This window comes from Curtobacterium sp. NPDC086286 (assembly GCF_044746255.1).
GTDB lineage: Bacteria > Actinomycetota > Actinomycetes > Actinomycetales > Microbacteriaceae > Curtobacterium.
Genome location: NZ_JBIVBW010000010.1, coordinates 1 through 24,091, shown reverse-complemented (window position 1 = coordinate 24,091; position 24,091 = coordinate 1). Strand labels below are relative to the sequence as shown.

Sequence of the window (24,091 nt, the reverse complement as noted above, 5' to 3'; positions counted from 1 at the left end):
GCATTCGTAGGCGGGGCGTGGGGCGGCGGCGGGGGCTATATTGTGGCATTACAAATTACTCTGGTTGGCGCCGGGGGGGGGGGGGGGCGGGGGGGCGGGGGCCCCGGGGCCCCCGCGCCTCCCGTCCGTCGGGTCGTGCGTCTAGAGCACGGGGGTCGCCGCCGCGTAGGTGAGCGGTCCGTCGACGCGCGCCACCTCGTGCCACGCCCCGTCGGCGAGCGACGCCTCCGCCGCTTCCACGATCGACGCAGCCGCCAGGCCGTCGGCGACCGACGGCGCGAGCTGCTCCCCGCGCCGGACGCTCGCGATGAACTGCGCAGCCTCGACGGTCTTCAGGTCGTCGTACCCCATGGCGGTGCCGGCGCCCGGCTGGAATCGGGCGAACTCGCCGTCCCCCGCGGCCACGTAGTGGGTGGCGTAGCCGTCGACCTCTTGCCCGTCGAGGTAGACCTCGAGCTCGTTGAGGCGCTGGAAGTCCCACCGCACGGAACCCTTCGTGCCGTACACCTCGAGCGTGTACTCGGCGTGCGGCCCCCGCATGACGCGGCTGGAGTCCATCGTGCCGACGGCGCCGTCCTCGAAGCGGAAGAGCAGGGCCGCGTAGTCCTCGTTCTCGACCGGCTTCCGCTCCCCCGTCGCGGCGGCGCTGCGGTCGACGATGCCAGCGCCGGGGAGCGGTCGGTCGACGATGAAGGTCTCCGCGAGCGCCGTCACGGACGAGATCCGGCCGACGACGTACTGCGCCAGGTCGAGCCCGTGCGAGAGCAGGTCGCCGAGGACGCCCGAGCCGGCACGCTCCCGCTCGAAGCGCCAGGTCAGCGGCGCCGCGGGGTCGGACGAGTAGTCGGCGAGGAGCGACCCGCGGACGTTCGTGATCCGGCCGAGGCGCCCGCTGCGGACGAGTTCGCGCGCCCGCTCGATCGCCGGGGCGTGCCGGTAGTTGAAGCCGACGCTCGTGATGACACCGGCGCGCTGCACGGCCTCGTGGATCTGTCGGGAGTCGCTGGCGTACCGGCCCATCGGCTTCTCGATCCAGAACGGCTTGCCCGCCTCGGCAGCGGCGACCGCCATCTCGCGGTGCAGGAAGTTCGGCGAGCAGATCGAGACGACGTCGACCTCGGGGTCGGCGAGGACCTCGTGGTAGTCGGCGACGGCCCGCTCGTAGCCCAGGCGGGTCACGGCCTGGTCGCGTGCCGCCTCGATCGGGTCGGCGGCGACGACGAGCCGGGGGTGGACGCCGAGCTCCGGGAAGTGGTCGGGCAGGGCGCGGTAGGCACGGGAGTGCAACCGGCCCATCCAGCCGACCGAGATGAGGCCGACACCGATGGTGGCGACGTCGGCGGACGCGGCTGCGCTCATGCTGCCGGCACGATGATGTCGCGGACCAGGGCGTCGAGCTTCGCGTCGGCGTCGAGGAACTGGCGCAGCGTGGTCACCGTGGCCCCGAAGCGGTCGAACTCGTCGATCGTCATGCCGTCGACGTCGTAGCCCCGGGCGAACTCCGGCGTGGCCGCACGCAGCGCGTCGATGACGTGCGCGGGGACCTCGTCGTGGATGGCGTCCGGACGGAACGGGAACGCGTTGTCGTTGATGTCCTTCGACCACTGGAACGGCGGCGACACGACGAGGTCACCGCCCTGGAACTCCGACCACTGCATCGCGTTCCGGAAGGCGGCGACGAGCACGCGCGACCGGAAGCCGCGCTCCTGGAAGACCCGGTACGCGTGCTTCACCGCAGCGACACCGGCCCACTCGAGGATGCCGGGGTCGACCATCACGTGGTCGCGCTTGACGACGGTCTTCAACCAGTCGTCGAAGCGGCCGGCCATCAGCGTGACGACGTGGCCGAACTCCTGCTCGGGCAGACCCTCGGCGGCACGGCGGTCGAGGGCGCGCTCGATGGCCTCGCCCACGGCGACGACCTGCGGCACGGTGAACGACACGGTCGCGTTGATCGAGACACCGCGGTACGCGGCCTCCTCGATGGCGGCGATGCCGACCTTGGTGGCGGGGATCTTCACGATGATGTTCGGCGCGAGCTGCGAGAACCGCACGGCCTGTTCGACGAGGGCGTCCCGGTCGCGGTGGAGACGCGGGTCGGTCTGCATGCTCAGCCGGCCGTTGCGGCCACCCGACGCCTCGAAGGCGGGCAGGAGCTGCGCGGCCGCGGCGACGGAGAGCTCCTCGACGGCCTTCCAGCCGATCCAGGACTCCCCCGCGGTCGGGTGCTCGGCGGCGATCTCGCGGATGCGCGGGACCCACGTGTCGGGGTCCTGTTGGATGCAGGTGTACGCGATCACCGGGTTGCAGGTCGCCCCGACCGCACCGTACTCGTGGATCGCGGTGGACAGCTCGCGCGGATCGGCGGAGTCGTTCCACAGGGCGGTCACGGTCTGCGACGCGGCCTGCAGGGTGACGGGTCGGACGTCGGTGCCGGTGGGCGTCGGGGTCTCGAGGGCGGTCGTCATCGGTTCAGTCCCTTCGTGATCGTGTCGAGCTGGAAGCGGGAGACCTCGTCGGCGTTCTCGTCCTCGGCGAAGACGCTCGACACCGCGACGGTGTCCTCGCGCGCCGTGAAGCCGACTCGGTCGAGGGCGGCCCAGAAGGCGTCGAAGTCGACGTCCGCCTGCCCGACGGGGAGGTGCTGGTGCACGCGCACGGGGTTGCCCGGCGGGTTCGTGATGTAACGGAGACCGTGCGACCGTCGGTGGTCGTAGGCATCGGCGACGTGGATGAGCTGCAACGAGTCGCCCGCGGCGTCGATGATCTCGTCCATGTTGCCGCCGTAGTGGAAGGTGTGGCAGGCGACGTAGACGAACCCGACGTGCTTCGAGTTGAGGCCGCGGATGACCCGGAGGGCCTCGAGGCCGTCCTCGACGAAGTCGTCCGGGTGCGGGTCGATGAGCACGCGGAGTCCGGCGTCCTCGATGATCGGGAGGAGCTCCTCCATCGAGCGGTAGAAGGCGTCCTCGGACTCCTCGGGGCGCTCGGGGCGGCCGGAGAACTCGGTGTTGATCGTGTCGACGCCGAGGCGCTTCGTGATCTCGATGACCCGCTTCCACTTCGTCACCGCGGCCTCACGGGCGTCACGATCGGGCCCGGACCACCGGAGGACCGGCAGGACCGACGCGACCTCGACCCCGGCCTTCCGGCACGCGGCCGCGAACGCGTCGACGAGGTCGTCGTCGGCCTTCGGGTGCCGGTAGAAGGGGATGAAGTCCTGGTGCGGGGTGAGCTGCAGGTAGTCGTAGCCGAGGTCCGCGACCTTCTGCGGGAACTCCAGCAGTGACAGGTCGTGGTGGAACGGCGTGGGGTCGAGCGCGATCTTCGGCATCGATCAGGCCGTCTCGTAGAACGCTGGCTTCGCGGTGGCGTAGGCGACCGGCTCCAGCGCACCGGTCTGCTGCGCGCGCACGGCCACCTCGGCGACGACGGACGCCGTGTAGCCGTCCCAGGCGCTCGGCCCGTCGATGCCGCCGGTCTTGGCGGCATCGACCCAGCGCTGGACCTCTTCGTCGTAGGCGGCGCCGAAGCGCTCCACGAACGACGGGGTGACGCCCTGGCCGGACACGCCCTGCGACACGAGGTTCAGCGAGGTCTCGCGGCCGATGTAGGCGACACCCGACTCGAACACCGCGTCGGTCGTGACCTGGTAGCCGAACTGGGCGTTGACGTTGATCTCGACGATCGCCATCGTGCCCGACTCAGTGGTGAACAGGACGAACTGCGGCTCGGGCAGGTCGGCCGGTGCGAGGGAGTTCTTGCGCGGCTTCTTCACCTCGACGGCGACGATCGGCTCCCCCGTGATGAACGGGATGATGTCGATCTCGTGGATCACCGAGTCGTGGATGAGCATCGACTCGCTGAAGTTCGGCGGGGTCGTCGGGTTGCGGTGCGCGTGGTGCAGCGCGAGCAGGGCACCGTTCGACCCGGACTCGCGAAGCGCACGGAGCTCCTGGTAGCCCTTGTCGAACCGGCGCATGAAGCCGACCTGGATCTTCGGGCGGGCAGACTTCGCCTGCTCGAGCTCGACGATCCGCAGGGAGTCCGCGGCCGACGTGGTGAGCGGCTTCTCGCAGAGGACGGCGAGGCCACGCTCGATGGCGGGCACGAGGACGGGCTCGTGCAGGAAGCCCGGGGTCGCGACGATGACCGCGTCGATCGGGGTGGCCTCGAGTGCGTCCTCGAACGACGACGCGGTGATCGCACCCGGGGCCTTCGCCGCGGCCGCGGTGGCCCGGGCTGTGTCGGGGTCGACGATCGCGACGACGTCGGCGCCGGCGATGGTCGACGTGATGCGACGCACGTGGTCGCTGCCCATCGCGCCCGCTCCGACGACGGCGACGCGGAGGTTCTCGGTGGTGCTCATGCTGGGTTCTCCTGGGGGTGTCAGAGGGCGCGGGCGGCGGCGGTCGAGCCGAAGATGTGCTGGAACGTGCGCTCGGCGATCGGGCCGGGAGCGTCGACGGAGCAGCCGTACATGTCCTGCTCGACGATGCCGAAGATGTCCGGGTTGATCTTCGCGACGGCCTCGATGATGGGCGCGAGCTCCGGGGTGCCGTGCGGCGGCTCGGTCATGATCCCCTGCGCCACCGCGGTGGCGAACGGGACGTCGTTCTTGAGGACGTCGGGGAGCAGGTCGGTGTCGACCTGCTTGAGGTGCAGGTAGCCGACGCGCTCGGGGTGCTCGGCGATGAGCTTCAGGTTGTCGCCGCCGTAGTACGCGAAGTGACCGGTGTCGAGGCAGAGGTTCGTGTACGCCGGGTCCGTCTCGGACAGGAAGCGCACGGTCTCCGTGTAGGTGCCGACGTGGCTGTCCGCGTGCGTGTGGAACTGCTGGTGCACGCCGAACTCCTCGAGCAGCGCCTTGCCGAGCTGGTCGTGGCCCTTGCCGAGGCGCTCCCACTGCTCATCCGTCAGCGTGCGCGACTCGAGCACCTCTTCCGTGGCGTCCGAGCGCCAGAGGTCCGGGATGGTCACGAGGTGCTCGGCGCCGAGCGCGGCGGCGAGACCGGCGACCTTGACGGCCTGGTCCCAGGCGCGCTGGAACTGGTCGTCGCCCTTGTGGAACCCGGTGAAGACGGTGCCGGCTGACAGCTGGAGCCCGCGGGACTCCAGTTCGTCGCGCAGCTGCGAGGGGTCGGTGGGCAGGTACCCGTACGGCCCGAGCTCGATCCACTTGTAGCCGGCCGCGGTCGCCTCGTCGAGGAAGCGCTGCCACGGGACCTGCTTCGGGTCGTCGGGGAACCAGACGCCCCACGAGTCGGGGGCGGTGCCGATCCGGATGGCGTCGGTGGCGGTGGCGGTGTCGGTCATGACGTCGTCGTCTGCTTTCTGCGTGTGGTGGAAGGTGTTCAGCCGAGCAGGGGACGCTGCGCGGCGACCTGCTGCTCGTACGCGGTGCGGGCTTGCTGGGTGCTCGGCAGCGTGGAGGTCTGGGCGACCGGGACGTCCCACCAGCCGTCACCCTCGGGGGCGTAGACGAGCGGGTCCGAGTGGACGTGCACGAGCGTGGTGTGGTCGTTCGCCTTCGCCTGACGCACCGCGGACTTGAGGTCCTCGATCGCGTTCGGCCCGGGCTGCACCTCGATGACGTCGACGCCGTACGAGCGTGCGTTGGCGGCGAGGTCGACGGGGAGCACGTCGTCGCCCTCGAACGAGCCGGTCTCGTCGAGGTAGCGGTACTTCGTGCCGTACCGCTCGGACCCGACCGTCTCGGACAGGTGCCCGATGGACGCGTACCCGTTGTTCTGGATGAGGACCACCACGATCTTGATGCCCTCGGCCACGGCCGTGACCAGCTCGGTGTGCAGCATGAGGTAGCTGCCGTCGCCGACCATGACGATCGCGTCGCGGTCCGGCGCGGCACGACGGACGCCGATTCCCCCGGCGATCTCGTAGCCCATGCACGAGAACGCGTACTCGACGTGGTACCCGAGCGCGTCCCGCACCCGCCAGAGCTTGTGCAGGTCGCCCGGCAGCGATCCGGCCGCCTGGATGACGACGTCGCGCGGATCGGTGGCGGACTGCACGGCGCCGATGATCTCGGACTGACCGGGCACGGCCAGGCCGGACGGTGCGAAGGCCTGGTCGACCACGGCGTCCCACTCCTGCTTCCGCTGCGCGATCTCGGCCGCGTAGCCGGCGTCCACCGAGAACGCGGCGAGATGCTCGGCGAGCGCGACGAGTGTCTCGCGCGCATCCGCGACGATCGGCAACTGCGACCCGTGCTTGTAGGCGTCGAACGCGGCGACGTTGACGTTGACGAACGTGACGTCCGGGTCCTGGAACGCCGTCCGGGAGGCCGTCGTGAAGTCGCTGTACCGCGTGCCGATCCCGATGACGACGTCGGCCTGCGCGGCGATCGCGTTCGCCGCGGCGGTACCGGTCGCGCCGATGCCGCCGAGGTACTGCGGGTGGTCCCAGACGAGCGACCCGCCGCCGGCCTGGGACGTGCCGACCGGGATGCCGGTGGCCTCGACGAACGCCGCGAGTTCCTGCTCCGCGCCGGAGTACAGCACGCCACCGCCGGCGACGATGACGGGACGCTTCGCCGACCGGATGGCCTCGACCGCACGCGCCAGCGGCCCGTGCTCGGGCAGCGGCCGACGGATGTGCCACTCACGCGGCTGCAGGAAGGCGACGGGGACGTCGAGCTGCTCGGCCTGGACGTCCTCGGGCAGGGCGATGGTCACGGCACCGGTCTCGGCCGGGTCGGTGAGCACCCGCATCGCCGCGAGCGCGATCGAGAACAACTGCTCCGGACGCTCGACGCGGTCGAAGTACCGGGACAGCGGACGGAACGCGTCGGTCACCTGCAGCGAGGTGTCGTGCGGCAGCTCGATCTGCTGGAGCACCGGGTCGGTCGTGCGCGTGGCGAAGGTGTCCGACGGCAGCAGCAGTGCGGGCAGCCGGTTGGTCGTCGCGAGCGCCGCGGCGGTGAGCATGTTCGCGGCACCCGGGCCGACCGACGCCGTCGCGGCGAAGGTGGCACGGCGGCGGTGCATGCGGGCGAAGCCGACGGCCTCGTGCACCATCGCCTGCTCGTTGCGGGCCTGGTGGTACGGCAGCAGGCCGGGCTGCTCGACGTGGAGCTGCTTGATGGCCTGGCCGACGCCGGCGACGTTGCCGTGCCCGAAGATGCCGAAGATCCCCGGGATGGTGCGTTCGCGGACGTCACCGTCGACGGTCCACTGGTTGGCCAGGAACTCGACGAGTGCCTGGCCGACGGTCATCCTCCGCGTGTTGGTGGTCACGCGAGCTTCCTTTCGTAGGGCAGGCGCGGGTCGATCGACTCGGATTCCCACACCTGGCGGACCCAGCCGTGCGCCGGGTCGTCGGTGATGTTCCAGACGCGTTCCGGGTCGGGCCCGGCCATCACGTTGAGGTAGTACATGTCGTAGCCCGGCGCCGCGACGGCGGGACCGTGCCAGCCGTACGGCACGAGAGCGATGTCGCCGGTCCGCACCTGCCGGAACTCGTCGATCGCGCGGTCGTCGGACGCGTAGGTCCGGTGCAGTGCGAACGGGTCGGCGGTGGTCGGTGCGGAGACACCGCGCGCGACGGCGGACTCGTAGTAGTAGATCTCCTCGAGGTTCGACTCCTCGCCGGGCACGGACGTGTCGTGCTTGTGCGGCGGGTACGACGACCAGTTGCCGGCCGGCGTGATCACCTCGCACACGATGAACTTGTCCGCGTCGAGCGCCGCCGGGGTGCCGAAGTTGTGCACCTGCCGGCTGGACTGTCCGGCACCGCGGAGCTCGACCGGCACGTCCTGCCGGGCCACGTACGTCGTCGGCTTGACGGTGTCGGTGGGTGCTTCGGCGACCGCGAGCCGACCGGTGCCGGTGATCCGCGCCTCCGTTCCCGAACCGAGGTACAGGACGTCGGTCGGTCCGTCGAACACGCTCGAACGCCCGTCGAGGGCCTGGTCGCCGTTCCCGGCGGCACCCGCGTACGTGACGTGGAACGATCCGGCGAGCGGCACGACGATGCGCTCCACGGCGTCGGCCTGGAGGCGCAGCTCGCCCCCGTCGGTCAGCGCGCCGGTCCGCAGACCGGTGTGCGCCCACCCCGCGACACGGCCGTCGATCACGTCCGTCCAGCCCGCCTCGGGGCGGGAGCCGGCGGGGTTGAACCAGTTGTCGGTCGTCACGAGCGCTCAGCCGTTCGACGGGAAGCCGAGGTTGATGCCGCCGTGCGACGGGTCGAGCCAGCGGCTCGTGATCGCCTTCTGGCGGGTGAAGAAGCTCACGCCGTCGGCGCCGTACGCCTTGTGGTCGCCGAACAGCGAGTTCTTCCAGCCACCGAACGAGTAGTACGCGACGGGGACGGGGATCGGCACGTTGATGCCGATCATGCCGACCTGCACGTCGCGCTGGAAGCGACGGGCAGCGCCGCCGTCGTTGGTGAAGATGGCGGTGCCGTTGCCGAACGCCCCGCTGTTGATGAGCTCGAGGCCCTCCTCGTAGGAGGCGACGCGGACGACGCTCAGCACCGGGCCGAAGATCTCCTCGGTGTAGACGCGGCTCGTGGTGGGGACCCGGTCGATCAGCGTCGGGCCCAGCCAGAAGCCGTTCTCGTCGCCGTCGGGTCGGACGGTGCGGCCGTCCACCACAACCACCGCACCGTCCTGCTCTGCGACCTCGATGTACGAGGCGACCTTGTCACGGTGCTGCTTCGTGACGAGCGGGCCCATGTCGCACCCGCGACGACCGTCGCCGATGCGCAGGGTCGCCGCGCGCTCCGTGATCTTCTCGATGAGCTCGTCGGCCACCGGCTCGACGGCGACGACGACCGAGATCGCCATGCAGCGCTCACCGGCGGAGCCGAAGCCCGCGTTGATGGCGTTGTCCGCGACGAGGTCGAGGTCCGCGTCCGGCAGCACCAGCATGTGGTTCTTCGCACCGCCGAGGGCCTGCACGCGCTTGCCGTGCTTCGTGCCCGTCTCGTAGACGTACTGCGCGATCGGGGTCGACCCGACGAAGGAGATCGACTCGACGTCGGGGCTGGTGAGGAGCCCGTCGACGCTCAGCTTGTCGCCGTTCAGGACGGTGAAGACACCGTCGGGCAGTCCGGCCTCCTTGAACTTCTCGGCGAGCCAGATCGCGGCGCTCGGGTCCTTCTCGCTCGGCTTCAGCACGACGGTGTTGCCCGCGGCGATCGCGATCGGCAGGAACCACAGCGGCACCATGGCGGGGAAGTTGAACGGGCTGATGATGCCGACCACACCGAGCGGCTGACGGATCGAGTACACGTCGATGCCGGTCGACACCTGGTCGCTGAACTCACCCTTGAGCAGGCTCGGGATGTTCGTCGCCAGCTCGACGACCTCCTGCCCGCGGGCGATCTCGCCGAGGGCGTCGTCGATGACCTTGCCGTGCTCGCTCGTGATGATCTCGGCGAGCTCCGCCTTGTCGCGGTTGAGGACCTCGCGGAAGGAGAACAGGATCTGCTGGCGCTTCGACAGCGACAGGTTGCTCCACGCCGGGAACGCCGCCTTCGCACTCGCGATCGCCGCCTGGATCTCCTCGTCGTTCGCGAGGGCGACCTGCTTCGTCGCGACCCCGAGCGCCGGGTCGTACACCGGGGCCGTGTTGCCGGACTTCGACGCGACGCGTGCCCCGTCGATCCAGTGCCCGATGGTCGTGGTGGCGGTCTCGGTGGTGGTCATGCGTTGCTTCCTTCCGGGATGGACGAGTCCATGGTGGTGGCGCCCGCGAGCCGAGCGGCTGGGTCGTGGGATTCTGTGGAGAACCCGGCACGGCCCTCCTGGGTGTGGACGAGCCCGGCGGCCACGTCCACGGCTGCGGCGACGTCGCCGTCCGGCGGGTAGAGCAGCGTGCGGCCGACGACCAGGCCGCGCACCCCGGGGAGTGCCAGTGCGTCGGCCCACTTGGCGTAGGTCTCGAGCGGGCGGGTCGACGGGTCCCCGCCGAGCAGCAGGGTCGGCAGCGTCGTCGCGGCCATCACCCGTTCCATGTCGTCCACGACCGGGATCTTGAGCCAGCTGTACGCGCTCGACTCCCCCAGTCCCGCGGCGATCGCCATCGAGGTGATCACGGCGTCGGCGGTCAGGTCGTTGACCACCCGGCCGTCCTGCCACGCCGACATGAACGGTTCGAGCATGATCGGCAGCCGGAGCGCCGCGGCCTCGCTGACCGCCCGGGCCGTGGCCTCGAGGGTCGGGGCGGTGCCCGAGTCCTCCAGGGCGATGCGCACCAGGAGCTTGGCGAAGTCCAGCCCGGAGTCCTTGATGGCCTGCGCCGAGTACGCCGTGTAGCGGTCGTCCATCTCGAACGTCGCGCCCCGGAGGCCACCGCGGTTCATCGACCCCACGACGACCTTGTCGTCGAGGGCACCCAGGAGCGCGAGGTCCTCGAGGATGTCCGGCGTGCCGAGCACCCCGTCGACCCCGGGGCGTCCGAGTGCCGTGACGAGCCGCTCGAGCAGGTCGTACCGGTCGGCCATGGCGGACTCGTCGTTCCGGACGGCCAGGGCTCCGCGTGCCGGGTGGTCGGCGGCCACGATGAAGAGCTTGCCGTCGTCGGCGAGCAGGGAGCGCTTGCGTCGGGCGTCGAGCGCGGCCCGCACGAGCTCGGGCTGCCCGGCGCGGACGTCCCGCAGCCGCGCGAAGTCGGCGGTGCTGATCTCAGGCATTGACGGCCTCCTCCGTGGGGTTGTCCTGCAGGAACTGCTCGATCTCGTCGCTCGTCGGCATCGCGGTCGAGCACTCGAACCGGGTCGCGACGATCGCGCCGGCGGCGTTGCAGAACGCGAGGGTCCGCTCGAGCCCCCAGCCCTGCAGCAGTCCGTGGGTGAGCGCTCCGCCGAAGCCGTCGCCCGATCCGAGGCCGTTGACGACGTCGATGTGGTGCGGGCGGAACTCGACGAACTCGTCGCGGGTCTTGGCGAGGACGCCCTTCGGCCCCTGCTTGACGATGGCGATCTCGACCCCGCGCTCGAGCAGGGCGTCGGCGGCGCGGACGGGATCGGTCTCACCGACGGCGACCTCGCACTCCTCGCGGTTGCCGACGGCCACGGTCGCGTGCTCGAGGGCGACGGCGACCTCGCGCGTCGCGGCCTCGGGCGACGACCAGAACATGGACCGGTAGTCGAGGTCGAGCACTGTGTGCATCCCTCGGGCAAGCGTCGCTTCGCTCCGCGCCCTCAATGCGACGTGGTGGGCCTGGCGGCTCGGCTCCTCGCTGAGGCCGGTGACCGTCGTCCAGAAGATCTTCGCCCGCTCGATCTCGTGCAGCGGCAGGGACTTCGCCGTGATCATGAGGTCCGGGGCCTTGGGTGCCCGGTAGAAGTACAGCGGGAAGTCGTCCGGTGGGAAGATCTCGCAGAACGCGACGGGGGTGTTCAGCCCCTCGACCGTCTCGACGAAGGCGTTCGCGACACCGAACTCCGGCAGGGTCCTGGCGATGTAGCGGCCGAAGGGATCGTTGCCCGTGCGGGTGATGACCGCCGCGTCGGCTCCGTGCCGAGCTGCTGCGATCGCGACGTTCGTGGCGCTGCCGCCGACGGACTTCGAGAACGTCGAGACGTCTTCGAGCGGCCCCGTCTGCTGCGGGTAGATGTCGACGCTCACACGTCCCATCGTGATCACGTCGTACGCGTGGGGAGCTGGGTTCGTCATGCGACGCGGGGGACCTTCCGTGCGGCTTCATCGGCGGACGATCACGACTGTACACCTTGTTTGCCCTAATGTCATGACATGGATTCGGGCGGCCCAGGAGGCGCGGTGTCGGTGGGTCCTGCCAAGGTCGCGACATGCAGATCCTCGCCCTGGTCATCGGTCTCATGATCGGCGTCGCCGTCGGTGCGGTCGTCGCCTGGTCGCTCGCGCGGTCCCGCGCCGGCGTGGACGCGGCCACGTCCCGCGCCAGCGCCGAGGCGCTCCGGTCGCGCCTCGACGAGGTCCGTCGAGACGCCGAGGAACGGCTCGACGCGCAGGACGCGCAGTACCGGCGACAGGTCGACTCGCTCGAACGGCGGGCCGCCGAACTCGAGCACCTCGTCCAGCGCATGCACGGCGCCGACGCCGCCCGGACCCAGGGCGAGTCGAAGGTGCTCTCCGCGCTCAGCCCGGTCGCCCAGACGCTCGACGTCATGCGCGCCAAGATCGCCGAGCTCGAACAGTCCCGCAGCGAGCAGTACGGGGCCCTCTCGGCACAGCTGCGCTCCGCTGCCGAGTCCGAGGAACGCCTGCGCGCCACCGCCGACACGCTGGCCAGCGCCCTGTCGTCGAACAGCACGCGCGGCGTCTGGGGCGAGACCCAGCTGCGCAACGTGGTCGAGGCCGCGGGGCTCCTCGAGCGCGTCGACTTCGACGTGCAGTCCTCCGTCACCACGACCGCCGGCACCGCGCGCCCCGACATGGTCGTGCACCTGCCGGGTGGCAAGACCATCGCCGTCGACGCCAAGGTCCCGTTCAGCGCCTACCTGCAGGCCGCCGAGATCCCGGCGACCGCGACCGGCGCCGAAGGAGCCCGGCGCGATGCGCTCATCGGGCAGCACGTCAAGGCACTGCGGGCGCACGTCGACGCCCTCGCCGCGCGGGAGTACTGGACCGGCTACGACGCGTCGCCCGAGCTCACCGTGGCGTTCATCCCGTCGGAGTCGCTCATCTCGAGCGCCCTCGCCGCCGACCCCGGGCTGCTCGACCACGCGTTCCGCAAGCGCATCGCACTCGCGTCGCCGGTGACGCTGTGGTCGGTGCTGAAGACCGTGGCGTTCTCGTGGCAGCAGGACGTCGTCTCACAAGAGGCGCACGAGCTCTTCCGCGTCTCCCGCGAGCTGTACGGCCGCCTGGCCACCATGGCCGGACACGTCGACAAGCTCGGGCGGTCGATCCGGGGCTCCGTGGTCGACTACAACCGGTTCGTGGGGTCACTCGAACGGCAAGTCCTGCCGAGTGCCCGGCGGCTGTCACTCCTCGACGAGTCGAAGGTCATCGCGGACCCGGCGACGATCACCGACGAGCCGCGGCTGCTCACCGCGCCGGAGCTCGTCGGCGCCCTCGACGACGACTGAGCGCGCGCTCCGGCGCGCTGGCGCCGCCCCGCCCCGCTTCGCCCCGCGCCGCGCCGCCCCGCCCCGCCCCGCACAACGAAAGTCCGTCCGAACCACGCGGGAACGTGGTTCGGACGGACTTCGGTTGTGCGAACGCGATGTGCGCCGCGCCGCCGCGCAGCGCCGTCCGCGCCGCCGCGCCGCGGCGTCAGCGGATCAGAACCACTTCTCCGCGCGGTGGTCCGCCTGGATGCGACGGATCGTGTTCGAGCGGGACCGCAGCACGAGCGAATCCGTGTGGATGACGCCGCGCGACCGGCGGACACCGTCCACGAGCACACCGTCGGTGACACCGGTGGCGACGAAGAACGTGTTGTCGCCCGTGACCAGGTCGTCCTGGTCGAGGACCTTGTCGAGGTCGTGCCCGGCGGCGATCGCCTTCTCGCGCTCCTCGTCGTCCTTCGGCTGGAGCTTGCCGAGGATCACACCACCGAGCGCCTTGATCGCGCACGCGGTGATGATGCCCTCCGGGGTGCCGCCGACACCGACGCACATGTCGATCGTCGACCCGGGCAGCGCCGCCGCGATGCCACCGGCGACGTCACCGTCGAGCAGCAGCCGGGTGCCGGCACCGGTCGCACGGATCGCCCGGATGAGTTCGTCGTGGCGGGGACGGTCGAGGACGGCGATCTGCATGTCCTCGAGGTCCTTGCCCTTCGCCTTCGCGAGCGCACGGATGTTGTCACCGATGGGCTTCTCGAGGTCGAGGACGCCGCGACCCTCGGGGCCGGCGGCGATCTTGTCCATGTAGAACACGGCGGACGGGTCGTACATCGAGCCGCGGTCCGAGACGGCCATCACCGAGATCGCGTTCTGGCGACCCGCGGCGGTCAACGAGGTGCCGTCGATCGGGTCCACGGCGATGTCGCAGGCCGGGCCGTGCCCGTTGCCGACGTGCTCGCCGTTGTAGAGCATCGGGGCGTTGTCCTTCTCGCCCTCGCCGATGACGACCACGCCGTCGAAGTTCACCGTGCCGAGGAACTTCCGCATCGCGTCGACGGCAGCACCGTCCGCGAGGTTCTTCTCACCACGCCCGACCCACGGCTGCGCACGGATCGCCGCGGCCTCCGTCGCACGCACGAGCTCGAGCGCCAGGTTGCGGTCGGGCTGGAGGAACAGGGAGCCGGTTTCCGTCGTGGGAGTCACGACCGCCAGCCTACCGACCGGCAGCCGACCGACGGTCCGGACAACGGCCCCGTGGACGCATGTGCACGCCGGGCGCGGGCCGACCGCGTAACCCGCACCGCGCCTCCAGTCCGGCTGACTACGATCGGCGAGGACACCACCGAAGTCGAAGGAGATCCACGTGCCCATCGCAACGCCGGAACAGTACGCCGAGATGATCGAACGAGCGAAGGCCGGCAAGTTCGCGTACCCCGCCGTCAACGTGTCGTCGTCACAGACGATCAACGCGGTCCTCCAGGGCCTCGCCGAGGCGGGCTCGGACGGCATCCTCCAGGTGACCACGGGTGGCGCAGACTACTTCGCCGGCCACACCGTCAAGAACCGCGCCGCCGGTGCCCTCGCGATGGCGAAGTTCGCCCACGAGGTCGCGAAGAACTACGACATCACCGTCGCGCTGCACACCGACCACTGCCCGAAGGACGCCCTCGACGGCTTCGTCCTGCCGCTCATCGCAGCGAGCGAGGAAGAGGTCCGCGCCGGCCGCAACCCGATCTTCCAGTCGCACATGTGGGACGGCTCGGCCGTGCCGCTCGACGAGAACATCGAGATCGCCAAGACCATGATCGAGAAGACGCGGAACATCAACGCGATCCTCGAGGTCGAGATCGGCGTCGTCGGCGGCGAAGAGGACGGCGTCGAGCACGAGGGCACGAACGACGCCCTGTACACGACCCCGAACGACGTCGAGAAGGTGGTCGACGCACTCGGCCTGGGCGACAAGGGCCGCTGGATCGCCGCGCTCACGTTCGGCAACGTGCACGGTGTCTACAAGCCGGGCAACGTCAAGCTCCGCCCCGAGCTCCTCGGCGAGATCCAGGCCTCGGTCGCGGCCAAGCACGGCACCGGTGAGAACCCCCTCGACCTCGTCTTCCACGGTGGCTCCGGGTCGACCGACGACGAGATCCACGAGGCCGTCCGCAACGGCGTCATCAAGATGAACATCGACACGGACACGCAGTACGCGTTCACGCGCTCGATCGCCGACTCGATGTTCCGGAACTACGAGGGCGTCCTGAAGATCGACGGCGAGGTCGGCAACAAGAAGCAGTACGACCCGCGCGCTTGGGGCAAGGTCGCCGAGACCGCCATGGCGGCTCGCGTGGGCGAGGCCGCGAAGGTGCTCGGCTCGGCCGGCCACACCAAGGGCTGACACCCCGAGCAACGGCCTGGAGGAACGGGGTGTGTCCGACGGACGCGCCCCGTTCTGCGTCCGGTCACCTCCACCGCCGTGCCACGATGGTCGGGTGACCGCCGACGCCATCGCCTCCGACTTCGCCCAGTTCGTCACCGAGTCCCCCACCGCGTTCCACGCGGCAGCGGCCGCCCGGGACCGCCTCGTCGCCGCGGGGTTCGAGGAGCTCGACGAGCTCGGCGCCTGGCCGACGACGCCCGGCGCCTACGTGGTGGTCCGTGACGGTGCCGTCATCGCCTGGCGTCTGCCGTCCGGGGCCACGCCGACCACCCCGTTCCGGATCCTCGGCGCCCACACCGACTCCCCCGGGTTCCGCATCAAGCCGAACCCCGGCGTGCGCACCGGCGGCTGGGAGCAGCTGAACGTCGAGGTCTACGGCGGCGCGCTCCTCTCCACGTGGTTCGACCGCGACCTCCGCATCGCCGGCCGGGTCGTCGACGCGGACGGGACGGTCCGCCTGGTGTCCACCGACGCCGTCGCCCGCATCCCGAACCTCGCGATCCACCTCGACCGCGGCGTGAACGACGGCAAGGAGATCGACCGCCAGCGGCACACCCTGCCGATCGTCGGGGTCGACGGCGACACGGGTGGGACCGACGTGGTGTCGTGGCTGCGCGCCCGGCTCGGCGACGGTGCCGTGTCGTGGGACCTCTTCCTCGCCGACACCCAGGCGCCGGCCCGGATCGGCATCGACCGCGAGTTCCTCGCCTCGGGCCGGATGGACAACCTGACGAGCGTGCACGCCGGACTCCGCGGCATCGTCGAGGCCCCGGCCGACGGCGACCACATCCCCGTGTTCGCGGCGTTCGACCACGAGGAGATCGGGTCCTCGACGCCGTCCGGTGCCGGCGGTCCCTTCCTCGAGGACGTCCTCGGCCGCGTGCAGGAGGGCCTCGGCGCCACCCGTTCCGAGGCCGCGCGGGCGTTCCGTGCCTCGTGGCTGCTGTCGAGCGACGCCGGGCACCTCGTGCACCCGAACCAGCCGGAGAAGCACGACCCCACGAACCGTCCGCGTCCGGGAGCGGGCCCGCTCCTGAAGATCAGCGCGAACCAGCGCTACATGACCGAGGCGAAGGGCGAGGCCGTCTGGGCCACCGCGTGTGCTGCGGCGGGCGTGCCGTGGCAGCCGTTCGTCAACGTGAACACGATCCCGGGCGGCTCGACCATCGGCCCGATCGCGGCGACCCGGCTCGGGATCCCGACGATCGACATCGGCGTCGGGCTGCTGTCGATGCACTCGATCCGCGAGCTCGTGCACGTCGACGACCTCGCGTCCCTGCACGGCGCCGTCGCCGCGTTCCTGGCCGGCTGACGCTGGAGCGCCCGGCGGGCGGGTCAGCCGCCGGCGGCCATCCGCTGCACGTAGGCCGTGAACGCCGGGTCCTGGAAGAGCACGACCATCACCGGCACGATGCCGAGCACCGACGCGACGACACCGCCCACGAGCGGGACCCAGAACGTCCAGCGCCGGGCACGGAGCCGTCGGATCGACCACCAGGCCACGAGCACGAACACCACGACGAGCACGACCGCCCGCACGAGCACGGCGGTCGACAGCGCCGCCGGGTCGGACAGCTCGGTGTACTGGCGCTCCACGAGGGTCCGGATGGTCGAGGCGGTCGTGCCGACGGCGAGGGACTCGACGACCGACCAGAGCCCGATCACGAGCAGCCCGACCGTCAGGACGAAGTCGAGCGGGGTGCGGCCGAAGCGTCCGGCGAGGGGTGTCGGGCGAGCCGTCCCGCCGTCGGTCGCCGGGCCGGGCCGCTGGGCACCGGCACGGGGATCGCGGTCGCGAGCGGGGTGGTCGCGGGTCTCGCGTTCGCCAGCGGCTCGGGAGCGCTCTTCGTGCTCGAGGCGCTCCTGTTCGACGAGCACCGGGTTCTCCCAACCGTCGGGCGCGTACTCGCCGTACTGCGGTGCCGGACGGCCGTGGACGCGACCGTGCGCGTCACCGTCGGCCGACGTGGCGGGGGTGCGCCGCGCCTCCTGGCCGAGGGACGGATCGACGACCTGACCCGGCTCGCGGGCGGGCACCGCGGACCAGCCGTCCGTGCCCCCGCTCACCGTCGACGCCCGCCGAGTGCGCGCGTGGGGTTGCCCGACGCGTCCGTGCGGAGCTCCTTCGGCAGCGAGAACATGAGGTCCTCGTGCGCCGTGACGACCTCTTCCACCGTGGCGTAGCCGGCGTCCGCGAGCTGGTCGAGGACCTCGGTGACGAGCTCTTCCGGCACGCTCGCGCCGCTCGTGACGCCGACGGTGCCGACTCCGGTGAGCCAGTCCTGCTGGATCTCGGCGGCGTAGTCGACGCGGTGTGCGGCCTTCGCGCCGTGCTCCAGCGCGACCTCGACCAGGCGGACGCTGTTCGAGGAGTTCGCCGAGCCGACCACGATCACGAGGTCGGCTCCGGGGGCGACCTTCTTGATCGCGACCTGGCGGTTCTGGGTGGCGTAGCAGATGTCGTCGGAGGGCGGGTCCTCGATCGCGGGGAACTTCTCGCGCAGGAGCCGGACGGTCTCCATCGTCTCGTCGACGCTCAGCGTGGTCTGCGAGAGCCAGACGAGGTTCTCGGGGTCGGGGACCTCGAGCGCGGCGACGTCGTCCGGTCCGTTGACCAGGATCGTGCGGTCGGGTGCGTGGCCCATGGTGCCCTCGACCTCTTCGTGGCCGGCATGCCCGATCAGGATGATGGTGCGGTCGGCCTTCGCGAAGCGCGTCGCCTCCCTGTGGACCTTCGTGACGAGCGGGCACGTGGCGTCGATGGCGTGCAGGTCGCGGTCGGCGGCGCCGGCCACCACCGCCGGTGAGACGCCGTGGGCGCTGAAGACCACGTGCGAACCGCGCGGGACCTCGGCGACGTCGTCGACGAAGACCGCTCCGCGCTGCTCGAGCGTCGACACGACGTGGACGTTGTGGACGATCTGCTTGCGGACGTACACGGGCTCGCCGTACTGCTCGAGCGCCTTCTCGACCGCGACGACGGCGCGGTCGACGCCCGCGCAGTACCCGCGGGGGGCGGCGAGCAGGACCTTCTTCGTGCCGGCGACCGGTTCGTCCCGCAGGCGGCCGCGCGCCGCGAGGACCCGCGGCGGGGCGAGCGGGACCGTGTGGCCGTTGGTGATCGTCACGTCCCCGATGATAGGTGAGCGGGACGCGCGTGGGCTGAGCGCGCACGGACCTGTGGACAACCCGTCCAGAGCGCGCTGTCACCGGTCTCGGGCAGCATGGACGTCCCGCGTGGAAGGAACGACATTGGCGATCGAACAGGGTCCCCCGACGGCTGACGACCCGTGGCCCGTCGCGCTGCTCGGCGCGAAGCTCCGCGACTGGATCGACCGGCTCGGCACCGCCTGGGTCGAGGGTGAGATCACCCAGTGGAACGTCGCGGGCGGCAACGTCTACGGCAAGCTCAAGGACGTCGACGTCGACGCCACCGTGTCGTTCTCGATCTGGTCGAGCGTGCGCTCCCGGGTCCCCGCGGACATCAAGCAGGGCGACCGGGTCGTCGCGGCCGTCAAACCGAACTACTGGGTCAAGGGCGGCTCGCTGACGATGCAGGTCGTCGAGATGAAGCACGTCGGACTCGGCGACCTGCTCGAGCGGCTCGAACGCCTGCGCCGCACCCTCGCCGCGGAAGGGTTGTTCGACCCGTCCCGGAAGAAGCGACTGCCCTTCCTGCCGCACCGGATCGGGCTGATCACCGGCAAGGACTCCGACGCCGAGAAGGACGTCAAGCGCAACGCCCAGCTCCGGTGGCCGCAGGTCGAGTTCCGGACGGTCCACACGGCCGTGCAGGGCGAGCGCGCCGTGAGTGAGGTCACCGCGGCGATCCTCGAGCTCGACGCCGACCCGACCGTCGACGTCATCATCGTGGCCCGCGGCGGCGGCGACTTCCAGAACCTGCTCGGCTTCAGCGACGAGGGACTCGTCCGGGCCGCGGCCGCTGCGAGCACCCCGATCGTCTCGGCGATCGGGCACGAGGCCGACCGGCCGATCCTCGACGAGGTCGCCGACCTCCGCGCCTCCACCCCGACCGACGCGGCCAAGCGCGTGGTGCCCGACGTCGCCGAGGAACTCGCCAACGTCCGGCAGGCGCGGGCACGACTCGGGCTCCGGTTGTCGCACACCCTCTCGGTCGAGGCGGACCGGATCGCGGCCCTGCGCTCCCGTCCCGCCCTGGCGTCCACCGCCTGGCTCGTCGACACCCGCGCGGAAGAGGTGGCGCGCGACCTCTCCCGCGCCCGTGAACTCCTCGACCGCCGGCTCGAACGCTCCCACTCCGAGGTCGGGCACCTCACCGCCCGGCTCCGGGCGCTGTCGCCGCGGGACACCCTGCGGCGCGGCTACGCGATCGTGCAGACGGCCGACGGCGGCGTGGTGCGGGGCTCGGAGGACCTCAGCGGTGCGACGCCCGTGCACGTGACGCTCGGCGCGGGGACCGCCACCGGGACGCTCGAGCCGGACGGTCCCGGTCCGGACGGGGCCTGACCCCGGTCGACGCCGCGGCGGGCGTCGCGGCGGGCGTCGCGGCGGGCGTCGCGGCGGGCGTCGCGGCGGGTGTCGCGGCGGCGAGCGGTCACCACCCGCGATCGCGCAGCCAGGCCTCGGCGACGTCCGGCCACGCGGCAGCGGTCCCGATGCCCTCGGCGAGCCCGATCCCGTGCGCGCCACGCTCGAAGACGTGCAGTTCGAACGGCACCGCCCGACGCGCGAGTGCCTGCCCGTAGCGCAGCGAGTGCGTGACGTGGACAGCCGGGTCCTCGGCGGTGTGCCAGAGGAACGTCGGCGGGGTCGCGCCGTCGACCATGAGCTCCGTGTCGAGCGCCCCCAGCGCCCACACCGTCGCACCCGTGCCGAGCAGGTTGTCCGCGCTCCCCCGGTGCTGGTGGTCGGTCATCGAGACCACCGGGTAGCAGAGCAGCGCGAGGTCGGGTCGGTCGTCCACGTCCGACACGGCGCGTTCGTCGGGCGTCGGCGCGTTCGAGACGAGGGCAGCGAGGTGGCCACCCGCGGACGAGCCGACCAGCAGGACGCGTGGAGCGGACGGGAGGCCCGGGTACCGTCCGGCGCGCAGGTCGCGCAGGAGCGTCCTGGTCGCCACCACGGCGTCGGGGTGCCGGTGCGGGGCGACCGGGTACGCGAAGACCACGGCGGAGATGCCGATCGTGTTGAGCCACCGGGCGTAGCCCTCCCCCTCGTGGGCGGCGTGGCCGTGGTACCCGCCGCCGGGCAGGACGAGGGCGACGTCGGGTCGCGCGTCCGCGGGGTCCGGGGCGGTCGGGGCCGGGTACCAGGTCGCGCCGTCGGGGAGGTCCGTCATGCCCCCAGACCCTACGCGGCCGGGAGTTGTCCACGGGTTCGTCCCCGCGGGCGGCACGTCGGTGGGTGCTCGGTAGGATCGAGGGGTGTCATCCCAGCAGGAACCCGAGCAGCCCGACGTCCGGTCGCTGAGCTACGAAGCGGCGCGCGACGAACTCGTGCGCGTCGTCGCCGAGCTCGAACAGGGATCGGCCACGCTCGAACGCTCGCTGTCCCTCTGGGAACGGGGCGAGTCCCTGGCCGCCCGGTGCGAAGAGTGGCTCGTCGGCGCCCGGGCCCGGCTCGACGCCGCACGCGCCGCGTCCGAGTCCGAGGACGGCGCAGCGCGATGACCGACGCCGACGGCCGCCCGATCGTCGCCGAGCTGGGCCGCCCCGAGACACCGGAGGAGACCTGGGCGCGCAAGGACGCCGCCCGCACCGCCCGGCGGCAGCACCAGACCGCGTTCAACCTCGTGCTCGCACTCATCGCGTCGCTCGGCATCGTGCTGTTCCTCGTCGCGGTCGTCGTGCGTCCGGACACCACGATCGGCGACCGGACGGTCGACTACCGCCAGGTGGCCTCGCAGGCCCAGGTGCCGGGCGTCACGCTCGCCGCGCCCGCGTTGCCGGGGGACTTCTCGTCCAACCGTGCCGACTACCAGGACAAGACGTCCGACGGGGTGAGCGTCTGGACCGTCGGCCTGCTCACGCCGGACAAGCAGTACATCGGCCTGCAGCAGGGCATCGACGCGAACGCGACCTGGGTGTCGAACCAGCTCGACCAGCACGCCGCCACGGGCACCCGCACGATCGCCGGGACGAAGTGGACCGTGTACGACCGCCGGGCCGAGGGCGACGACGCGGGCAACCAGGCGTACTCGCTCGTGTCGACGTTCGACCAGGGCACCGTCGTCCTGTCCGGCACCGCCGACGACAGCTCCTTCCGGACCGTCGCGACCGCCGTCAGCAAGCAGTTCGCGAACTGACGAGCAAACACCCGCCGCAGCAGCAGCACGACCACGACCCGATCCACCCGAAGCACCCGAGGAGCCCCATGCCCGACCGCGCCGCCTCCACCCCGTCCGACGCCCTCCGACTCCTCGTCGAGGGCAACGCCCGCTTCGCCGCCGACAAGCGCCGCACCGGCCGGATCGACCCGGACCGCCGCTCGGAGCTCGCCGGGTCGCAGGCACCGTTCGCCACCGTGCTCGGCTGCTCGGACTCCCGCGTGCCGTTCGAGCACGTGTTCGACGCCGGCATCGGTGACCTCTTCGCCATCCGCAACGCCGGCCAGATCGTCGACGACGTCGTGCTCGGATCGATCGAGTTCGCCGTCGTCGCGCTCGGCACGCCGCTCGTGGTCGTCCTCCGGCACACCAAGTGCGGCGCCGTCGCGGCCGCCCGCTCCGGCGAGCCCGTCCCCGCCCCGCACCTGCAGGCCCTCGTCGACGCCATCGCCCCGAGCGTCGAGCGCGTCCGCACCACCGACGCCGACGTCCCCCAGGAATCCGTCGGCGCCGCCCACCTCGAAGCCACGCTCCGTCAGGTGATCGAGCGCTCCGGCGCCGTCTCGGACGCGATCGCCGAGGGTAGATTGGCCGTCGTCGGCGCGACCTACGACCTCACCACGGGCGAGGTCGCCGTCGACACCGTCGTGGGCCAGGCCTGACCGACCGCCACGACGACCCGTCCCGGACACCATCGGGACACCCACCAGCCGGCGCGACCGCGGCCGGCGAGCACCCCAGGAAGGACCACGACGACGTGACCGACACCACCTCGACCACCGTGACCGACAGCTCCGGCGAGTTCCGCATCGAGCACGACACCATGGGCGAGGTCCGGGTGCCGGTGTCCGCGCTCTACCGGGCGCAGACGCAGCGTGCGGTGGAGAACTTCCCGATCTCCGGGAGCGGGCTCGAGTCGGCCCAGATCGTCGCCCTCGCCCGGATCAAGCGGGCGGCCGCGATCGTCAACGGTGAGCTCGGCATCGTCGACCCGACCCTGGCCGCTGCCGTGGTCGAGGCGGCGGACACCATCATCGGTGGCGCCCACCACGACCAGTTCCCCGTCGACGTCTACCAGACCGGCAGCGGGACCTCGTCGAACATGAACATGAACGAGGTCCTCGCGACCCTCGCGTCCGAGGTCGCCGGTGCCCCGGTGCACCCGAACGACCACGTGAACGCCTCGCAGTCCTCGAACGACGTGTTCCCGACGTCGGTGCACGTCGCCGTGACCGAGGCCCTCATCCGCACGCTCGTCCCGGCGCTCGAGCACCTCGCCGAGTCGCTCGAGGCGAAGGCCACGCTCTGGGCCGACGCGGTGAAGTCCGGCCGCACGCACCTCATGGACGCCACGCCCGTCACCCTCGGGCAGGAGTTCGGCGGCTACGCGCGCCAGGTCCGTCTCGGCATCGAGCGGGTGAACGCGACGCTCCCCCGCGTGGCCGAGGTCCCGCTCGGCGGCACGGCCGTCGGCACCGGGATCAACACCCCGAAGGGCTTCCCGCAGCGGGTCATCGCCCAGCTCGCGAGCGACACCGGGCTGCCCGTCACCGAGGCGCTCGACCACTTCGAGGCGCAGGGCGCCCGGGACGCCCTGGTCGAGGCGTCCGGGGCGCTCAAGGTCATCGCGGTCAGCCTGACGAAGATCAACAACGACCTCCGGTGGATGGGCTCCGGGCCGAACACGGGCCTCGGCGAACTGCACATCCCGGACCTCCAGCCCGGGTCGTCGATCATGCCCGGCAAGGTCAACCCCGTCATCCCCGAGGCCACGCTCATGGTCGCCGCACGCGTGATCGGCAACGACGCCACCATCGCGTGGGCGGGCGCCTCCGGTGCGTTCGAGCTGAACGTCGCGATCCCCGTGATGGGCACCGCGCTGCTCGAGTCGATCCGCCTGCTCGCGAACAGCTCGCGGGTGCTCGCCGACAAGACGATCGACGGGCTCGAGGCGAACCTCGACCGCGCCCGCGCGTTCGCCGAGTCCTCGCCGTCCATCGTCACCCCGCTCAACCGCGTGATCGGGTACGAGGCGGCGGCGAAGGTCGCGAAGTTCGCGGTGCAGGAAGGCGTCACCGTGCGCGAGGCCGTGATCGCACTCGGCCACGTCGAGCGGGGCGAGGTCACCGAGGAGCAGCTCGACAGCGCCCTCGACGTGCTCAGCATGACGCACCCGAACTGACGCACCCCGTCACGGACAGGAGGCGGGGGGGGCGCGGGGCCCCCCCCCCCCCGCCCGGGGGGGGGGGGGGGGCCCCCCCGGGGGGGGGCCCCCGCCGGGGGCCCCCCCGGGGCGCCACCCGCGGGTGGGGGGGGCGAGCCCCGCG

The 24,091-nt window shown here is 71.5% G+C and carries 22 protein-coding genes; 8 read left to right on the top strand and 14 right to left on the bottom strand.

Annotated elements, in window-relative coordinates; all coding sequences use genetic code 11:
- Positions 1-141: 141 nt before the first annotated feature.
- The 10 genes from ACIPKM_RS17075 to iolC are packed head-to-tail and all read right to left on the bottom strand — an operon-like array spanning position 142 to position 11,605.
- Positions 142-1,359 (bottom strand): Gfo/Idh/MocA family protein, encoded by a 1,218-nt coding sequence (locus tag ACIPKM_RS17075; protein WP_070416742.1) that lies wholly within the window; start codon positions 1,357-1,359, stop codon positions 142-144.
- Complete coding sequence (locus ACIPKM_RS17070; RefSeq protein ID WP_402737166.1) at positions 1,356-2,468, bottom strand: transaldolase family protein; 1,113 nt, start codon at positions 2,466-2,468, stop codon at positions 1,356-1,358. Before ACIPKM_RS17070 ends, ACIPKM_RS17075 begins: the two co-directional genes overlap by 4 nt.
- A complete protein-coding gene (locus ACIPKM_RS17065; RefSeq protein WP_402737165.1) occupies positions 2,465-3,334 on the bottom strand; it encodes a sugar phosphate isomerase/epimerase family protein in 870 nt (289 codons plus the stop codon). The genes ACIPKM_RS17070 and ACIPKM_RS17065 overlap by 4 nt, the downstream gene beginning before the upstream one ends.
- Positions 3,335-3,337: 3 nt before the next feature.
- Complete coding sequence (locus tag ACIPKM_RS17060) at positions 3,338-4,369, bottom strand: Gfo/Idh/MocA family protein (protein ID WP_402737164.1); 1,032 nt, start codon at positions 4,367-4,369, stop codon at positions 3,338-3,340.
- 20 nt (positions 4,370-4,389) lie between these two features.
- The gene (locus tag ACIPKM_RS17055) at positions 4,390-5,316 is read right to left on the bottom strand and encodes a sugar phosphate isomerase/epimerase (protein ID WP_071294519.1); all 927 of its coding nucleotides are present in this window, start codon (positions 5,314-5,316) and stop codon (positions 4,390-4,392) included.
- 38 nt (positions 5,317-5,354) lie between these two features.
- On the bottom strand, positions 5,355-7,235 hold the full coding sequence (gene iolD / locus ACIPKM_RS17050) for a 3D-(3,5/4)-trihydroxycyclohexane-1,2-dione acylhydrolase (decyclizing) (protein ID WP_071294518.1): 1,881 nt from the start codon (positions 7,233-7,235) through the stop codon (positions 5,355-5,357).
- 17 nt (positions 7,236-7,252) lie between these two features.
- Positions 7,253-8,155, bottom strand: a complete 903-nt coding sequence (iolB, locus tag ACIPKM_RS17045) for a 5-deoxy-glucuronate isomerase (RefSeq protein ID WP_071294517.1) — start codon at positions 8,153-8,155, stop codon at positions 7,253-7,255.
- A 6-nt stretch (positions 8,156-8,161) separates the two neighbouring features.
- A complete protein-coding gene (locus ACIPKM_RS17040) occupies positions 8,162-9,673 on the bottom strand; it encodes a CoA-acylating methylmalonate-semialdehyde dehydrogenase (RefSeq protein ID WP_071294516.1) in 1,512 nt (503 codons plus the stop codon).
- Positions 9,670-10,659, bottom strand: a complete 990-nt coding sequence (locus ACIPKM_RS17035; protein WP_071294515.1) for a class I fructose-bisphosphate aldolase — start codon at positions 10,657-10,659, stop codon at positions 9,670-9,672. The genes ACIPKM_RS17040 and ACIPKM_RS17035 overlap by 4 nt, the downstream gene beginning before the upstream one ends.
- The gene (gene iolC, locus ACIPKM_RS17030; protein ID WP_402737230.1) at positions 10,652-11,605 is read right to left on the bottom strand and encodes a 5-dehydro-2-deoxygluconokinase; all 954 of its coding nucleotides are present in this window, start codon (positions 11,603-11,605) and stop codon (positions 10,652-10,654) included. The genes ACIPKM_RS17035 and iolC overlap by 8 nt, the downstream gene beginning before the upstream one ends.
- Before the next feature lie 173 nt (positions 11,606-11,778).
- On the opposite strand from iolC, the gene rmuC reads away from it, so the two are divergent.
- On the top strand, positions 11,779-13,041 hold the full coding sequence (rmuC, locus tag ACIPKM_RS17025; RefSeq protein ID WP_071294513.1) for a DNA recombination protein RmuC: 1,263 nt from the start codon (positions 11,779-11,781) through the stop codon (positions 13,039-13,041).
- Between the two features lie 195 nt (positions 13,042-13,236).
- Here rmuC and glpX read toward each other — a convergent pair whose 3' ends face one another.
- On the bottom strand, positions 13,237-14,226 hold the full coding sequence (gene glpX, locus ACIPKM_RS17020) for a class II fructose-bisphosphatase (protein ID WP_079238384.1): 990 nt from the start codon (positions 14,224-14,226) through the stop codon (positions 13,237-13,239).
- Between the two features lie 160 nt (positions 14,227-14,386).
- Here glpX and fbaA point away from each other — a divergent pair, with 160 nt between their 5' ends.
- Positions 14,387-15,415 carry a class II fructose-bisphosphate aldolase gene (gene fbaA, locus ACIPKM_RS17015; RefSeq protein WP_070416752.1) on the top strand — a complete coding sequence of 343 codons (1,029 nt, stop codon included), beginning with the start codon at positions 14,387-14,389 and terminating at the stop codon, positions 15,413-15,415.
- A gap of 94 nt (positions 15,416-15,509) precedes the next feature.
- A complete protein-coding gene (locus tag ACIPKM_RS17010; RefSeq protein ID WP_070416753.1) occupies positions 15,510-16,769 on the top strand; it encodes a M18 family aminopeptidase in 1,260 nt (419 codons plus the stop codon).
- 23 nt (positions 16,770-16,792) lie between these two features.
- On the opposite strand, the gene ACIPKM_RS17005 is transcribed toward ACIPKM_RS17010, so the two are convergent.
- Together ACIPKM_RS17005 and ACIPKM_RS17000 are read right to left on the bottom strand one after the other, a co-directional pair.
- Positions 16,793-17,524, bottom strand: coding sequence for a DUF6264 family protein (locus tag ACIPKM_RS17005; RefSeq protein ID WP_071294512.1), 732 nt, complete (start codon positions 17,522-17,524; stop codon positions 16,793-16,795).
- Positions 17,521-18,585 (bottom strand): 4-hydroxy-3-methylbut-2-enyl diphosphate reductase, encoded by a 1,065-nt coding sequence (locus ACIPKM_RS17000; protein WP_083295030.1) that lies wholly within the window; start codon positions 18,583-18,585, stop codon positions 17,521-17,523. Before ACIPKM_RS17000 ends, ACIPKM_RS17005 begins: the two co-directional genes overlap by 4 nt.
- Positions 18,586-18,709: 124 nt before the next feature.
- Between ACIPKM_RS17000 and xseA the strand changes: the two genes are divergently transcribed.
- Positions 18,710-19,945, top strand: a complete 1,236-nt coding sequence (xseA, locus tag ACIPKM_RS16995) for an exodeoxyribonuclease VII large subunit (RefSeq protein ID WP_071294511.1) — start codon at positions 18,710-18,712, stop codon at positions 19,943-19,945.
- A gap of 88 nt (positions 19,946-20,033) precedes the next feature.
- Here xseA and ACIPKM_RS16990 read toward each other — a convergent pair whose 3' ends face one another.
- The gene (locus tag ACIPKM_RS16990) at positions 20,034-20,777 is read right to left on the bottom strand and encodes an alpha/beta hydrolase (RefSeq protein ID WP_071294510.1); all 744 of its coding nucleotides are present in this window, start codon (positions 20,775-20,777) and stop codon (positions 20,034-20,036) included.
- An 85-nt stretch (positions 20,778-20,862) separates the two neighbouring features.
- Here ACIPKM_RS16990 and ACIPKM_RS16985 point away from each other — a divergent pair, with 85 nt between their 5' ends.
- The 4 genes from ACIPKM_RS16985 to ACIPKM_RS16970 all read left to right on the top strand — a co-directional run bounded on the left by ACIPKM_RS16985 (position 20,863) and on the right by ACIPKM_RS16970 (position 23,946).
- Positions 20,863-21,108 (top strand): exodeoxyribonuclease VII small subunit, encoded by a 246-nt coding sequence (locus tag ACIPKM_RS16985; protein ID WP_022906010.1) that lies wholly within the window; start codon positions 20,863-20,865, stop codon positions 21,106-21,108.
- Entirely contained in the window at positions 21,105-21,743 is a 639-nt protein-coding gene (locus tag ACIPKM_RS16980; protein WP_071294509.1) for a DUF4245 domain-containing protein, read from the top strand. The genes ACIPKM_RS16985 and ACIPKM_RS16980 overlap by 4 nt, the downstream gene beginning before the upstream one ends.
- A gap of 68 nt (positions 21,744-21,811) precedes the next feature.
- Positions 21,812-22,426 carry a carbonic anhydrase gene (locus ACIPKM_RS16975; RefSeq protein ID WP_070416758.1) on the top strand — a complete coding sequence of 205 codons (615 nt, stop codon included), beginning with the start codon at positions 21,812-21,814 and terminating at the stop codon, positions 22,424-22,426.
- A gap of 119 nt (positions 22,427-22,545) precedes the next feature.
- Positions 22,546-23,946: an aspartate ammonia-lyase gene (locus ACIPKM_RS16970; RefSeq protein WP_071294540.1), complete on the top strand. Its 1,401-nt coding sequence runs from the start codon at positions 22,546-22,548 to the stop codon at positions 23,944-23,946.
- The last annotated feature ends 145 nt before the right edge of the window (positions 23,947-24,091 follow it).